Origin of the sequence: Scytonema sp. PCC 10023 (assembly GCF_963920835.1) — a bacterium.
Classification (GTDB): domain Bacteria; phylum Cyanobacteriota; class Cyanobacteriia; order Cyanobacteriales; family Nostocaceae; genus Kalymmatonema.
On record NZ_CAWUDP010000159.1, the window covers coordinates 1 to 15,332 of the forward strand.

Sequence of the window (15,332 nt, forward strand, 5' to 3'; positions counted from 1 at the left end):
GTGGCGATTAACTTTACCAAAGCATCTATCGCACTTGAGTTGCCAGGATCTATTTTCCCTAAGCTAGATGCCGCTAGCATACGGGTGGATTCATCCTGAGAGGTGGCGATTAACTTTACCAAAGCATCTATCGCACTTGAGTTGCCAGGATCTATTTCCCCTAAGCTAGATGCCGCTCGCCAACGGGTGTCTTCATCCTGTGAGGTGGCGATTAACTTTACCAAAACATCTATCGCTTTTGCGCGATGCGTCTGTTGCAGTGCTATCTTTGCTCCTTCTTCAATTGGATCTGGAAATGGCTGCCACTGCTTTGTTTGCGTATTAAAGTAACCAAAACCCCACTTCACAATTTGCGCTACAATTTCATCAGTGGAACATTCTCCAAACTCGGCAATTCCCGTTGCTGCTAAGAAATAGGCTCGATATTTGTAAAACTTGTCGCACCCGTCGTTAAACTCTACTAAAGCTTTTATAAACTCTTCTTTAGCTTTTATAAACTCTTCTTTCTTCTCCCTTTCCAAATTCTCTCGCCCCAGCCACAGTAAAATTACCTCTTTCCATTGCGCCTCAAAAATTCGATATGGCTTAGGTTTACCTGTATCTTTATCTTTTACAGGTTTATTTTTGTGTTCGCGAGGTAAGAAAAAGTCCCAATCATTAACACCTAGCGCTGCAAAATATTCTTCAAATGTGGCATGAAAGAAAGCATAAACTTTTTCTTGTAATTGAGATTCAGCTGCAATTCCGACATGATTCAACCAACCAAGTTGCAGTGCTTTGTAAAATGAAGAATTCTCATCATCTGGATATCCCAATTCTTCAGTAATGAAATTTTCTAGCAACCGGAATCGGGAAACGCCCTCTTTAATATCCCTAAGCGCCAAACGTCCCAGTGCTTGATTTAATTCCTTCTGCTCTTGTTGTCTGATGGGGAAAGCAGATTGTTTCCATTTGTAGATTTGCTGCACAAACTGCTGATAGAGTCCCGCCTTTGTCTGTGGTAAATTTCCCTCCTCACTTTGCCAAGCGCTACACAATAGCGTCAACCGCAGAGGATTTTGTACCAAATCCCGCAAGCGTCCCTGTTCAGCTTTATCCAACTCTGCCTTCAACCGTTCCCCTTTCTCACTCCGCCTCTGCTCACTTTTATCACTCCGCCTCTGCTCACTTTTATCACTCCCCCTCTCCTTACTTTTGTCACTCCCCCTCTCCTTATTAAGGAGAGGGGGCTGGGGGGTGAGGTTCCTCTGGGGGGTGAGGTTCCCAAACCAATTATCGATAAACTGATGAACCTGCTTAGGATAATCAAAATCCAGCAGACGATAAGTTTCAAAATTTTCTAACGCATTATAATCCGCTTGCCAGACATTCAACCGACAAGTTAGCACCACCCGCAACTGAGTAATCCATCCTGTCAGTTGTTGGGAAAGAGTTTGCAATGTCTGCACGCCCGATACAGCAACCTCATCCACTCCATCCAACAGCAACCAGACTCGTCCTTGCTGAATTTGTGCTGTCAATTCTTCTTTCGCCTGAGTCAACTGTGTTGGTGGAACAGCATTCTTAAGCCAATCGTTGAATAAATAATTTTGTAAATTCGTCAAAGAGCCACTTCGCCCCAGATCGGCAAGCGAAATCCAAATTGGGAACCCTAAATTTTTCTCTAACACCCAAAAGGCGATGCATTGCAGCAGAGTTGTTTTCCCTGCACCTGGTTCCCCAATTAAGGCAATGTGCTTACCCTTAGTTTTGCCTTCTCCTTTTTGCAGGATTTGAGTTAAGAAAGCTTCATGCTCAAATCGCTGCTTTTCCTCATACTGCGGTTCATAGAGACGCGTTCCTTTTTCTGGGGAAAATTCGCCCTTGTCGCGTTTGTCAGGTTTTGTCCGCTGCACCAGTGCTAGGGGAACATAAATCGGCTCTCTTTCTAATTTGGCAGATTCATCCTGCATTAAGGGATTGCTGGTTAGCCGCCGCTGGGATTCCAGCAATTGGCGGCAAATTTCTCGCCAGTTGATGGGAGTTGACTCTACCCGATTCTCCCAGTCGGGCGGCTGCAGTCAAAAAGTATTGGTTTGATTTATCGTAATATTCTGTGCCTGATTGAGATTGTTAATTTTTTCTGCCAGCTTTGCTAAGTTTTGAATAGTTGGCTGTTGAGAATTAACTGTATTTGCTACTTCTTCGACTTGCGGAGCTAGTTTTGGATCGGCTTTCGCTGCTGCTTCTACTTCCACAACTTGTTGAGCAATTTTTGGATCTTTGTCTGCTGCTGCTTTGAGTTCCAGCACAGCTTGTCCATAATCTAATCTCTGCTGTTCGTTTCCCTGTGTAGCATTGGTTAGCAATGGTAATTTATTCTTATCACGAAGCTGTTCGATTAACTTGCGGCTTTGCTGCCATGCCGCATCTCCTAGATTTTCGCCAGTTTTCTCCAGTGCTTTTGTTAGAAGTAGGGTGGCGATCGCCGTTGCAACAGCCGTTAGAGTGACTGGTTCCATAAATTATCTAATTGTAGATATTTCTATATTAGTTATACCGTAGCATCTACGAGTTTTACGGAAAAAACCTAGTAAGCAATTCAAAATTCAAAATTCAGAAAACCAGTGCTGGCAAGATGCCTCACTGTTAACAGTTGCATTCTTAGGGACTTCCAATTAAAAAAATCTCCAATTTGTAGTGATGCACCGAAACAATGGTGGGTTACGGCGCAATGCAAGTCCTGTATGTAAAACCTCAACTGTCGTGCGCCTAACCCACCCTACATAATGGATAATTTATTTTTTGGTACTCCCTTATAGATTCTGTAAATCAAACTAAAGCTTGAAAACTATTTCGTAGTAAGCGCTTTAGCGCTAAAGCGCTTACTACATAGCTTTAATTATTTACACCGACCTACTTACAATCATTTCTTGCACGCCTTTGCGTGACTATATTTTCACTCCACTTTAGTGGGCTTCAACTATTAGCCTACGGTTTTAACTGCAGGCGTCTGGCTCATTAAACACAACGGTTACAAAATTTATGTCTTTTGCTACAAATTAGTTGACATAAATATCATTTCGCCAACAATTCTTAAGTAAAATTTTTCAGTCAAATAATAAAAAAAATGATATAATTACGTCTCCTTTTCAAGACTATCAATAACAATTTTTAAGTAAAAAAATCAGCCAATAAATAGTAATTATAACTACATCTTGAATTTTATAAAAAATAAAATTTGTGACAACTTTACAAAACTACTTATGAGCAAAATAGAGGCAGAAAAGAAGACTGAAAATTTGTGCTTGGAGACGACGAATGGTAGCGCTTGCAGAGAACGTCCAAAAACGGCTCACAATACAAACGGTCGAAATAGCTCCTAACACAACAGCAATTCGCTGTCTTGATTGGGACCGCGATCGCTTTGATATAGAATTCGGATTACAAAACGGTACAACATACAACTCATATCTCATCCGGGGTGACAGGACAGTTCTTGTTGACACCTCTCACACCAAGTTTCGGGACCAATATTTAGAAACGCTCAAAAGCCTGATCAACCCGAAGGCGATTGATTACATTATTGTTAGCCACACAGAGCCAGATCACAGCGGCTTAGTTGAAGACGTTCTCCAGTTAGCTCCCAGAGCTACCGTCTTAGCGTCAAAAGTCGCACTCCAGTTTCTGGAAAACTTAGTACACGATCCATTTTCCAAGCGGATTGTCAAAAGTGGCGATCGCGTAGATTTAGGTCAAGGACACGAAATAGAATTCGTGAGTGCGCCTAACCTGCACTGGCCCGATACAATATTCAGCTACGACCACAAAACCCAAACCCTCTTCACCTGTGACGCCTTTGGGATGCACTATTGCAGTGACGATACCTTTGACGTCAACCTAGAAGCGATTGAACCAGATTTTCGATTCTACTACGATTGCTTGATGGGTCCCAATTCCCGTTCCTTGCTCAATGCGATGAAGAAAATGGGCGACCTTGGCAAAATTAGAATCATCGCCAACGGACACGGACCCTTATTATATCATCATCTTGATGTCCTTAGGGAGTGCTATCAAGGTTGGAGCCAAAAACAAGCCAAGGCAGAAACAGTAGTAGCCTTGTTCTATGTTTCTGGCTATGGACACAGTGAACGCCTTGCCCAAGCAATTGCTCAGGGAGTCCAGAAAACTGAGGTTGGCGTCGAAATGGTCGATCTCACCTCCGCTGAGATCCAAGAAATCCAAGAACTCGCAGGTAGGGCAGCTGGCATCATTATTGGTATGCCCCCAAGCGCTAACGCCGCAGCTCATGCTGCCATCAGTTCACTACTCGCTGTTGCCAAGAGCAAGCAAGTTATCGGACTGTTTGAATGCTACGGCGGCGATGATGAACCGATTGATCCACTGCGGAGAAAATTTCTCGAACTTGGCATCAAAGAAGCTTTCCCAGCCATCCGGATTAAAGAAACTCCTACCAAAGCCACACACCAATTGTGTGAAGAAGCAGGTACGGACTTAGGACAATTGCTCGTCCGCGAACGCAACATCAAGCAAATCAAGTCCATTGATGCAAACTTAGAAAAAGCATTGGGTCGGATTAGCAACGGATTGTACATTATCACCAGCAAAAAAGCTGATGTCCAAGGTGCAATGCTCGCTTCCTGGGTTGCTCAAGCTAGCATACAACCTTTAGGATTTACAGTTGCTGTTGCCAAAGACCGTGCAATTGATTCCTTGATGCAAGTGGGTGATAAGTTCGTCCTTAACGTTTTGGAAGAAGGAAATTATCAAGAATTAAAGAAACAGTTCCTCAAGCGTTTACAACCCGGTGCTGATAGATTCGCCGGAGTGAAAACCCAAACAGCGAAAAACGGTTCCCCCATTCTCACAGATGCTCTCGCCTACATGGAATGCGAAGTTGTGAGCTGCATCGAATGCAGTGACCACTGGCTCGTATACTGCACAGTTCAAGACGGTCGAGTCTCCAAACCCGATGGAATCACAGCTGTTCGCCATCGCAAAGTAGGCAACTACTACTAATTTGTAATTTTTAATTCGTAATTCGTAATTAGTCATTCAATTACGAATTACGAATTATTCATCCTCCTATCTCAGAACCTCCCTCACTCAATAACCATGAACAATCCCAATCCGCGCGATGTACAAGTTCTAGCGATCGCTACAAACACCACAGTACTCAGGGCACGCAGTTGGACGCGTTTACGGTTTGAAATTGAATACGCGCTGGCAAAGGGTACCACCTCGAATTGCTATTTCATCGAAGGTGATAAAACTGCAATTATTGACCCACCCCCGGAAACTTTCACGCAAATTTTTATAGAGGCACTCCAGCAGTCTCTAGACTTGAAAAAGTTGGATTATGTGATATTAGGTCACTTTAATCCCAACCGAGTGGCAACCCTCAAAGCTTTGTTAGAACTTGCACCACAGCTGACCTTTGTCTGTTCGCTTCCTGGTGCTGCCAATTTGCGTGCGACTTTCCCCAACCACAAATTGAACATCATGGTGATGCGGGGGAAAGAAACTCTGGATTTAGGTAAGGGTCATGTGTTGCGCTGTCTCCCCATCCCCAGTCCTCGTTGGCCCGCAGGTCTTTGTACCTACGACCAGCAAACGCAGATATTGTACAGCAATAAGCTATTCGGTGCCCATATCTGTGGTGAAGAAGTCTTTGATGAAGACTGGGGCGTTTTAAAGGAAGACCAGCGTTACTACTTCGATTGCTTGATGGCTCCTCATGCAACTCACGTACAAGCAGCTCTCGAGAAAATATCAGAACTGCAAGTGAGAATGTATGGTAACCTTCACGGTCCAGTAGTACGCTACGGCTTGGTGGAACTGACCCAAGCTTATCAGCAATGGAGCCGTTCTCAAACCGAGCGCGAGATTACTGTTGCCCTACTTTACGCCTCAGCTTATGGAAATACAGCAACTCTGGCGCAGGCGATCGCCCTTGGTTTAACCAAAGGAGGAGTCGCTGTAGAATCTATCAACTGCGAATTTGCTCAACCTGAAGAAATCAAGGCAGCCGTAGAAAAAGCTGATGGCTTTATCATCGGTTCTCCCACCATTGGAGGTAATGCGCCGACTCCCATTCACACTGCTTTGGGTATTGTATTATCGATTAGTGACAATAGCAAACTCGCTGGAGTGTTTGGTTCCTACGGATGGAGTGGCGAAGCTTTTGACTTAATTGAAGGCAAACTCCGGGATGCGGGATATCGGTTTGGGTTTGACAGTATGAAAGTGAAGTTTAAACCCTCAGATGTCCTTCTCAAACAGTGTGAAGAAACGGGTACAGACTTTGCTCAAACCCTAAGAAAAGCTAAAAAACTGCGTTTGGCTCAACCAGCAGCGACCCCTGTTGAACAAGCTGTCGGTCGGATTGTCGGATCAGTTTGCGTCGTGACAGCAAAGCTTGGAGAAGTCTCTACTGGAATGATGGGGTCTTGGATTTCTCAAGCCACCTTTAACCCACCCGGTCTTACCGTTGCTATTGCCAAAGACCGAGCAATTGAAACTTTAATGTATCCAGGCGGTAAGTTTGTTTTAAATATTCTGCCTGAAGGCAATCAACAGGAATACATGAAGCACTTCCGTAAATCTTTTGCCCCAGGAGAAGAGAGATTTGCAGGTTTTCCTACAGATGTTGCAGATAACGGCTGCATCGTCCTCACTGACGCTTCAGCATATCTTGAGTGTTCTGTCAACAAACGTCTCGAATGTGGAGACCATTGGGTAGTGTATGCAACTGTTGACAACGGTAAATTGCTCAAACCCGATGCCGTAACAGCCATTCACCATCGCAAAGCGGGCAATCATTATTAAGTAACGCTTGGTAAATTGCATACTTTCTTATGAGGATTGCCAAGAGTCAAAAGTTAGTTTTGACTCTTATCTAGCAATCCTATCAAAGCATAGTGGGAGGGTGAGAACCCCTCGCTTTTAAGCAGGGGATGAAACCCGACGCAAAGGGATTTATCCCTTTGTTTCTCTTTCTTTTTTTTCAACATATTCTCTTATTGCTTCTCTAATTAAATCATTGATTGAACGTTCTGTTAGCGCTGACATATTTTTTATGTCTTTATATTCTTTATCAGACAGCCTTAAGTTATAGCGTTCTATAATCCCATATATGTGTTAATATGGGATTATGGTAACACAAGGATGAAAAACTCCAAAAAACAAACGTGATACCATGCCTACCCTCACAACTGAAGATACGGGGTTGTGTTGAGAAGAACTTAACCGTTGCCTTCAACACGTAAAATCTTCAAGGTTGGAAGATACCGAAGTAGCCGCACAGCCTGAAAAGGTCGAGGCGGGTAGGGCTGTTTGAACCAGCCAGCGTGTTTTACAAAAAACACGAGACAACGTTACTCCGTGTGGCTTTTAGCCGCACGGAGTAACAACAGTCTAGAATCCACGTTTTTCAAAGCGTGGAGAGTTCAATTGATATCAAGTCCGCTTAATTACTTATAATTCCTGCTTGACCTCACCCCAACCCTCTCCTTAATAAGGAGAGGGCTTACTCTTCCAGTGGCGTGCCCACGGTGAGGGGCGTGCCGCAGGCATACGCGAGTGCGTGCCCGTAGGGCTTATCATTTAGGACTGCTATAGCGATTTTCACTCGCGCGGTTTTTCACAGATGCCTGTCCTTCTTTTCACGCTTGTGACTTTGTTAACACTCACAACTTTATTGGCAACACCAGGGTAGTTGGCTAGCTTAACACCAGACCCCAGGTTCTGCATCCCAACAATCCGATAGACCTTGCCTTCAAACTGTACATAATCATTGGGATTGTAGGGGTAGCGTTGTTTCTTGATACGGCGTTGACCTTTTGAAACTTTTTGACCCCGATAAATCCTCAGATTTTCGCCGTTCAGATTCTTGTTACGAGTTCTGCGCCCAGAGAATAGGATGGAACCAGATTCCTTATTGCCAGTTCGCTTGTCAATATACTTAGCATCGTAGAACTGTTCCATTGACCGTTTGTTTCTGCGAATTTGCTCAAGCATTAATGAAGGTACTCTTTGCTGGGTAGTCCCCCCAACAATGATGAAAGCATCATTGTGGTGAGATTTGTTAATTCCCAACTCTTCCCGAATGTAATCACTTTCGTACCCAAAAGCTTGCTCCGCTCCTAATAGTTCTACAAGTTTTCTGTAAACGGTAGACATGAATATCTCTGCCTTAAAAGATTTTACTTTTGGTTGCCAACCATACAGAAATTTACCTTTTTTATGGTTGGTTGAAGTATGACATTTGTCGCAAAGAGTAATCAAATTAGCTGGTCTATTACTCCTATCGGGCGGATTTTTCCAGAAACCAATGTGATGGACTTGAAGTGTCTTCTCTTTTGACTTATTTTTACACCCAGGATTTTGACATTCATAACCATCCCTGTGTCGAATGTAGGCAACCAAGTTTTTGTATCCTAGCTGTTCTCCTTGCTGATATTGCTCGCCTTGAATATCAGGATTATTGATTTTTTGAATATCGAATTTGGCAACTTCAACAATAATCTTTGAAACAGGGAGTCGAGATTTTATACGTTCAACAAGTTGTAAATGTGAATCAAGTCTGTGCTGAATTGATGGAGCTAGCCACCCTTCTTTACGCTTGCGATTATCAAAACGAGGAGCGCGATGACGCAACCTATTTCGACGTTGACGGCGATATTTCGACCTCTCGGTAATGCGTTCCGACATCCCATTAAGAAGTTCTAGCTCGCCACCAACCAACTCTTCGTTTTCTGTCACAGCGCTGTAACCAATATGCTTGTATCCGGCATCGATACCAAGAGTTACTGGTTGAACGTAACCGCGAGTTCCGTAGAGTAACTGGATAGTGAAAGGGTCACGTCCTACTATTTTGGCAATGCGAGCTTTTAATAGCAACCGCGCTTTTCTTGAGGTTGTGGGCATTAATGGTCGTCCATGTTGATTGATGACTAATACTTTCATGGTTTTACGTGAATTTGAACTAGTAAAAAGTTCTTCTCCTCACGGAGTGGTCTTCTTCGTCAATGTTTTGGAAGGTTTTTGCTAACAGCACGCTTCCTCTCCACGGAAGTTTTTAACTGTTAACCGCAGTGTTTGAGGCTAGAAGACGGTTTGCCAAACCTACACTCACAAAGTGCCTATATCATTCTTCCAAAACGTAGCAACCCTAGCATGACGGATTACTGAGACTAATGACGCGCTTCTTCTAGAAGCCCACACCTACCCTGTTCGCGCAGCGTGCCGTCAGGCATAAGGGAGGTGTGTGGAGTCATCACTAGATTTTATATATCTGGTCATAAGTATAAGTAAAAAGCTGCTGTTGACATCATCCAAAAGTTGGAAAATCATCCGCGTTTGCCACAAGGACAACCGAATATATATTGTGTAAGCTTAAACTCAGGAGTCAGTTGCTGTCAGCTTTTATACTATTACAGCACTGAATAAACCATTCTATCGTATTGTCCTCTTTGTATGACTCACGAAAACAGCAAAATTAAATTTCCTCTTTGGCAGTATCTGAATCAACCCGTCTTCAGTCACAAAACAAAGCTGGTCTTAAGCCCGCGTCGCTTCGCGCATCTACATAGAATGGAACTTTTAGAACGGTGCTGGGCTAAGGTGTGTGACGCAAAAGGACCACAACAGAATTAAATAGCAGTAAATAGAAAAAGTCAAAAGTCAAAAGTAAAAATTTTTGACTTTTTATTTTTGACTTATTTTGGCTAAGCCTCGTCAAGGGAACGGGGCTTTTTGCCATCGAGTAAGGCACTGACAGTCATATCTCCCATAACATTGATCACAGTGCGGCAGCGATCCAAAAACCAATCCACTGTGATCAACAAAGCAATATATTGTGTGGGTAAGCCAACGGAACTGAACACCAGTGTCATCGTTACCAACCCAGCTTCTGGGATACCTGCTGCACCCACCGATGCAAAAATCGACGTGAGAATGACAACGAACTGCTGCGGGATACTCAAATTTTGTCCAAGCACCTGGGAGATAAACAGCGCAGACATCGCTTCATAAAGCGCAGTGCCATCATTATTGAAATTTGAGCCAACTAACGCCCCCAAAGAAGCAGAAGATTCCCGTAAGCCAATTTTTGTCTGCAAAACCTCAAAGGTGATGGGCATTGTCGCCACTGAGGAATCAGTTGAGAAAGCTGTTAAAAATGCATCAGTACCGCCACGCAGAAAGTTTACTGGGTTAACCCAAGAACCAAATTTTACCCGAGTCAGGTAGTAGCAAGCTTGCAACGCCAACGCCACCACTACCGCCACGACGAACGCGCCTAGAGATTTAAACGGCTCAAAGCCTTTTTCGGCAACGGTTTTACCAACAATTCCAAAAACTGCCAATGGCACTAGGGCAATGACCCAATGAAGGATGCGGATGATAGATTCAAACAAAATGCCGATGACATCCTCTATCGGCTGGTATCCTCTCTTGCGTTGGGCAACTTGCTCTGATTTTATTGCCCGCAGGACAATGCCGAAGCAAAGAGCAATAACGATCAGCTGGATAACATTATTATTAACTAAAGGCTCAAGTACAGCTTGTGGTACAGCATCTCTCAACAGTCCCCAAGGATCGAAACTTTTCGGAGCTGTTTGGGCACCTCCTGGAGCAGCCAAATTTCCCCAAGTCCCAGGACGCAGGACATTTGCCACGAAAAGTCCAATCACAATCGCGACTGTCGTGTTAGTAAACAGCAGCACCGCTAAACGCCGTCCTGCTGTACCGGGGATGTTGGTTGTCATGAAAGTATGCAATACTGCCATCAAAATCAGCGGCGTCGCCAGGGCGCGGAGAGCCTTTAGCACCAATTCAGCAGGAATTGCTAAAGTCTCTATGAAGGTTTTATTTGCTGGGCTAGGGTTTCCTGCACCCAATGCAACACCCAATGCGATCGCCAGAATGAGCGCGATGACAATTTGTAAAGTCAGCGGAATTCTTTGCCACCAAGGGCGAGGTTTAGTATTAGGCTTGTCGATGCTGTCTGTTTCGTTCATGCAAGACGCTTAGTTCGCAATGCGATTATTAAAGCATCACTTTGGAGATCAAAGATTCCGGATAATATCAAATCCGGTTAATCACTTACTGCATCGATACCTCACCCCGGCTGCGCCACCCCTCTCCTTGCTAAGGAGAGGGGTAGGGGTGAGGTTGATCGGATACGATAAGTAAACAAACGGATTTCATATAAGATAATCGCACGCGGCAACAAACTGCGTTACTCTGGTAAACGCTTCTACTTTTGACTGTTAGTTGGAGACGCATATGTCCTTCGTCCCTTTGCATATTCACAGTGACTACAGTCTGCTTGATGGAGCAAGTCAGCTGCCAGATTTAGTCGATTGCGCCATCGAACTGGGAATCAAAGCAATAGCCCTGACAGATCATGGTGTCATGTATGGTGCGATCGAACTGATTAAAATCTGTCGCAGTAAAAATATCAAGCCAATTATTGGCAACGAGATGTATATCATCAACGGCGATATCACGAAACAAGAACGCCGTCCCCGCTATCATCAAGTTGTTTTAGCTAAAAATACAAAAGGATACAAAAATTTAGTTAAACTAACAACACTTTCCAACCTTCAAGGTGTGCAGGGTAAAGGAATTTTTTCCCGTCCTTGCATCAACAAAGACTTATTAGAAGAATACCATGAAGGCTTAATTGTAACCAGTGCTTGTTTAGGTGGGGAAATTCCCCAAGCAATTCTCAGCGGCAAACTAGAAGCTGCACGTAGAGTTGCCAAGTGGTATAAAGAAACCTTTGGTGAAGATTATTATTTAGAAATTCAAGACCACGGCTCCCAAGAAGACCGAATTGTCAATGTAGAAATTGTCAAAATTGCGCGGGAGCTAGATATTAAAATTGTCGCTACTAACGATTCCCATTTTATTTCTTGTTACGATGTTGAAGCACACGATGCTTTGCTGTGCATTCAAACTGGCAAATTAATTGCTGAAGATAAGCGAATGCGTTACAGCGGTACAGAATATCTCAAATCCGCTGAAGAAATGAAGCTGCTATTTCGTGACCATTTGCCAGATGATGTCATTGAAGAAGCAGTGACAACCACAGTCGAAGTTGCAGAGAAAGTTGAGCCATACCAAATTCTGGATACGCCTCGCCTTCCCAATTATCCTATCCCATCAGGTCACACTGCCGACACTTATGTCGAAGAAGTTGCTTGGCAAGGACTCTTACAAAGATTAAATCGCAAATCGAGAAATGAAGTTGACACAGTCTATAAAGAAAGACTGGAATATGAACTTACAATGATTCAGAGGATGGGTTTTTCCACATACTTTTTGGTGGTGTGGGACTACATCAAATTTGCTAGAGATAATAATATTCCAGTTGGTCCAGGTAGAGGTTCGGCTGCGGGGTCATTAGTTGCTTATACGATGGGTATTACTAACATTGACCCCGTGCATCATGGGCTACTGTTTGAAAGATTTCTCAACCCAGATCGGAAATCCATGCCTGATATTGATACGGATTTCTGTATCGAACAACGAGATAAAGTCATTGATTATGTGACAGAAAAATACGGTAAAGAAAGAGTTGCCCAAATCATTACCTTTAACCGCCTGACTTCCAAAGCAGTTTTAAAAGATGTTGCCAGAGTATTAAATATTCCCTATGGGGAATCAGACAAAATGGCAAAGCTTATTCCCGTTTCCCGAGGAAAACCCACCAAACTCAAGGTGATGATTTCCGACGCAACACCAGCACCGGAATTTAAAGAAAAATATGACAATGACCCAATGGTACGCCATTGGGTTGACATGGCAATCCGTATTGAAGGAACGAACAAAACCTTTGGTGTCCATGCAGCGGGTGTGGTGATTTCTGCTGATCCATTAGATGAAATTGTACCGTTACAAAAAAATAACGACGGTTCTGTGATTACCCAGTATTTTATGGAAGACTTGGAATTACTGGGTTTGCTGAAAATGGATTTTCTGGGTTTGAAAAACCTGACGATGATTCAGAGAACCATTGATTTGATTGAAGAAAAACACGGATTTAAAATTGACCCTTATGAAATAACCAGTCAAGAAAGAAAAGCTCAAAGGATATTAGCGAAAGGCGAATTTAACACTTTGCCAAAAGATGTTAAAAAGACTTACGAACTTTTAGAAGCAGGTGAATTAGAAGGCATCTTTCAATTAGAATCTTCGGGAATGCGGCAAATAGTCCGCGATTTGAAGCCTTCCAACATAGAAGATATTTCCTCTATTTTGGCACTGTATCGACCAGGACCACTAGATGCAGGACTTATTCCCAAATTTATTAACCGTAAGCACGGGCGAGAGAATATTGACTATGAAACACAAATTCTAGAACCCATATTAAATGAAACCTACGGAATTATGGTTTATCAAGAGCAAATCATGAAAATTGCTCAAGATATGGCTGGATATTCTCTAGGACAAGCAGATTTGCTGCGCCGTGCGATGGGGAAAAAGAAAGTTGACGAGATGATGAAGCAGCGGGAAAAGTTTGTAGATGGCGCTGCAAAAAATGGAGTGAAAAAACAAATTGCTGAAGAATTATTCGAGCAAATGGTGAAGTTTGCCGAATATTGCTTAAGCTATGACACGGAAGTTTTGACGGTGGAATATGGATTTTTGCCGATTGGCGAAATTGTGGAAAAGAGTATTGAATGCTCTGTGTATACTGTTGATAGTAATGGGAATGTTTACACGCAACCTGTTGTCCAGTGGCATAATCGCGGACAGCAAGAGGTGTTTGAGTATTGTTTAGAAGATGGTTCGACTATTCGGGCAACGAAAGACCATAAATTTATGACGACTGATGGGCAAATGTTGCCGATTGATGAGATATTTGAACGGGGTTTGGATTTGATGCAGGTTCAGGGGTTGCCAGAATAAGGATTCGCGTTCTTTGTAGAGACGCGCCATGGCGCGTCTCTACACGTGTGGAATCTATGGCACATTCCTGCCACGCTGAGTCCCTATCGCCACACGCTGCGCCTAAATCTCGTTTCCAGGTTCTACCTGGAAATGCAGTTGGGGCGGCTCTGCCGCAAGTAAGGCAGGCAGAGCCTGCCAATGGTGTTCCCAGTCAGAGCCTGGGAACAAGGCAAGGGCTAAAGCCCTTACTACAAAATTACGCCTACCTACTTACTTGTTCGCGAGTCTTTAACACTCATCGCCGAGGTTCTAACACTCGTTGGCGAGTCTTTTATACTCGTTGCTGAGTCTTCACCACTTGTGAACGAGTATTTAACACTCGTCGCTCAGTCTTCACTACTCATCGTCGAGTCTTTTATACTCGTCGCCGAGTGTTTTATACTCATCGCTGAGTCTTTAACACTCGTCGCCGAGTCTTCACCACTCATCGTCGAGTCTTTAACACTCGTGAACGAGATTCTGAGACTCACTAACACATCTCAAAGACGAAATAAACTCTTACTCAGCGTGCCTATAACCTTGAACAGCAGCAACCGTGACATTAACAAACGGGTTATCAATCACTTCCTTAAATGTCTCAAATAATGCTGCCTCACCAGCACTGCGTAACCTCTGCCAGGTGGTTGGGTGATCGCGCTTAATACGAGCTATTGCTTGATTGGCGATCGCTTGCTTTTCAACTTCAGTGGTGGTTGAGTAAGTCTGAGACAGTTGATCTAGCAATTGCTGAATATCTTTCGCTGCTTCCGCCAGATTTTGTTTTTGTTCTGTTGCGTAGTTGTGTTGAATGCCAACTTGATCTCGTTGGATTGTAACATCTCCTGTGTTGACGTTGCCAGGAGCTTGATCGAAATGAAAACTATTTTGGTACTTAGAAGTTTCTGACATAGTTTTAATCCTTGTTATTTAGTGGGTTGTGTTCAATTCCAATTTGATTGCCATGAATCTTGACATCTCCTGTGTTGAGGTTGCCTACAGGTTGATGAAAGATGTAAGTTGACGATTTAGAAGTTTTTAATTCGGTTTTAGTTTTCTCCTCAACTGGGGGAGAATGAAAAATTTCATGGTTATAAAACTTGCAACGTTCTTGAATTTTTAAAATAACATCCTCCGTATCATATACTCTAGTTAATCGTAACTCCCACATCCGAGAAAGTATTTCAGAATACCCGATTTTTCCTAATGCATATGCGGCTCTCCTACGCACATTATAATCTTCATCATTCAAAGCTTGAATCAAAGCTTGTACTGCCTGGGTATCTTTGATTTTTCCTAATGCTTCTGCGGCACTCGAACGCACATCATAATCTTCATCATTCAAAGCTTGAATCAAAGCTTGTACTGCCTGGGTATCTTTGATTTTTCCTAAT

General features: G+C 43.4%; 13 protein-coding genes. 4 read left to right on the forward strand and 9 right to left on the reverse strand.

The annotated features are described in order from the left end of the window. The 3 genes from ACM0OZ_RS45120 to ACM0OZ_RS45130 all read right to left on the reverse strand — a co-directional run. Nucleotides 1–1,952, reverse strand: a 1,952-nt coding sequence (locus tag ACM0OZ_RS45120) for an NACHT domain-containing protein (protein WP_414589473.1), incomplete at its 3' end; no start/stop codon positions are given. Next, nucleotides 1,942–2,064 carry a hypothetical protein gene (locus ACM0OZ_RS45125; protein WP_414589474.1) on the reverse strand — a complete coding sequence of 41 codons (123 nt, stop codon included), beginning with the start codon at nt 2,062–2,064 and terminating at the stop codon, nt 1,942–1,944. The genes ACM0OZ_RS45125 and ACM0OZ_RS45120, both read right to left, overlap by 11 nt. After that, entirely contained in the window at nt 2,061–2,501 is a 441-nt protein-coding gene (locus ACM0OZ_RS45130; RefSeq protein WP_414589475.1) for a hypothetical protein, read from the reverse strand. The genes ACM0OZ_RS45125 and ACM0OZ_RS45130 overlap by 4 nt, the downstream gene beginning before the upstream one ends. Before the next feature lie 799 nt (nt 2,502–3,300). Here ACM0OZ_RS45130 and ACM0OZ_RS45135 point away from each other — a divergent pair. Both ACM0OZ_RS45135 and ACM0OZ_RS45140 read left to right on the forward strand, forming a co-directional pair. Continuing rightward, a complete protein-coding gene (locus tag ACM0OZ_RS45135) occupies nt 3,301–5,019 on the forward strand; it encodes a diflavin flavoprotein (protein ID WP_414589477.1) in 1,719 nt (572 codons plus the stop codon). Nucleotides 5,020–5,115: 96 nt separating this feature from the next. Beyond that, a complete protein-coding gene (locus ACM0OZ_RS45140) occupies nt 5,116–6,828 on the forward strand; it encodes a flavin reductase (protein WP_414589479.1) in 1,713 nt (570 codons plus the stop codon). A 150-nt stretch (nt 6,829–6,978) separates the two neighbouring features. On the opposite strand, the gene ACM0OZ_RS45145 is transcribed toward ACM0OZ_RS45140, so the two are convergent. From ACM0OZ_RS45145 to ACM0OZ_RS45155, 3 genes are all read right to left on the reverse strand, one after another. Then, nucleotides 6,979–7,137, reverse strand: a complete 159-nt coding sequence (locus ACM0OZ_RS45145) for a ribbon-helix-helix protein, CopG family (protein ID WP_414589492.1) — start codon at nt 7,135–7,137, stop codon at nt 6,979–6,981. A gap of 489 nt (nt 7,138–7,626) precedes the next feature. Further along, nucleotides 7,627–8,967, reverse strand: a complete 1,341-nt coding sequence (gene iscB, locus ACM0OZ_RS45150) for an RNA-guided endonuclease IscB (RefSeq protein ID WP_414589481.1) — start codon at nt 8,965–8,967, stop codon at nt 7,627–7,629. A gap of 761 nt (nt 8,968–9,728) precedes the next feature. Then, nucleotides 9,729–11,021: a dicarboxylate/amino acid:cation symporter gene (locus ACM0OZ_RS45155; RefSeq protein WP_414589482.1), complete on the reverse strand. Its 1,293-nt coding sequence runs from the start codon at nt 11,019–11,021 to the stop codon at nt 9,729–9,731. Nucleotides 11,022–11,289: 268 nt separating this feature from the next. On the opposite strand from ACM0OZ_RS45155, the gene ACM0OZ_RS45160 reads away from it, so the two are divergent. Both ACM0OZ_RS45160 and ACM0OZ_RS45165 read left to right on the forward strand, forming a co-directional pair. Further along, nucleotides 11,290–13,920 (forward strand): DNA polymerase III subunit alpha, encoded by a 2,631-nt coding sequence (locus ACM0OZ_RS45160; RefSeq protein WP_414589483.1) that lies wholly within the window; start codon nt 11,290–11,292, stop codon nt 13,918–13,920. Nucleotides 13,921–13,976: 56 nt separating this feature from the next. Continuing rightward, nucleotides 13,977–14,249, forward strand: a complete 273-nt coding sequence (locus tag ACM0OZ_RS45165) for a hypothetical protein (RefSeq protein ID WP_414589485.1) — start codon at nt 13,977–13,979, stop codon at nt 14,247–14,249. Nucleotides 14,250–14,288: 39 nt separating this feature from the next. Here the strand turns inward: ACM0OZ_RS45165 and ACM0OZ_RS45170 are convergent, their stop codons facing one another. The 3 genes from ACM0OZ_RS45170 to ACM0OZ_RS45180 form a co-directional block, all read right to left on the reverse strand. Continuing rightward, nucleotides 14,289–14,432, reverse strand: coding sequence for a hypothetical protein (locus ACM0OZ_RS45170; RefSeq protein WP_414589487.1), 144 nt, complete (start codon nt 14,430–14,432; stop codon nt 14,289–14,291). 28 nt (nt 14,433–14,460) lie between these two features. Next, nucleotides 14,461–14,850: a hypothetical protein gene (locus ACM0OZ_RS45175; RefSeq protein WP_414589489.1), complete on the reverse strand. Its 390-nt coding sequence runs from the start codon at nt 14,848–14,850 to the stop codon at nt 14,461–14,463. A gap of 4 nt (nt 14,851–14,854) precedes the next feature. Then, nucleotides 14,855–15,332, reverse strand: a 478-nt coding sequence (locus tag ACM0OZ_RS45180; protein WP_414589490.1) for a HEAT repeat domain-containing protein, incomplete at its 5' end; no start/stop codon positions are given.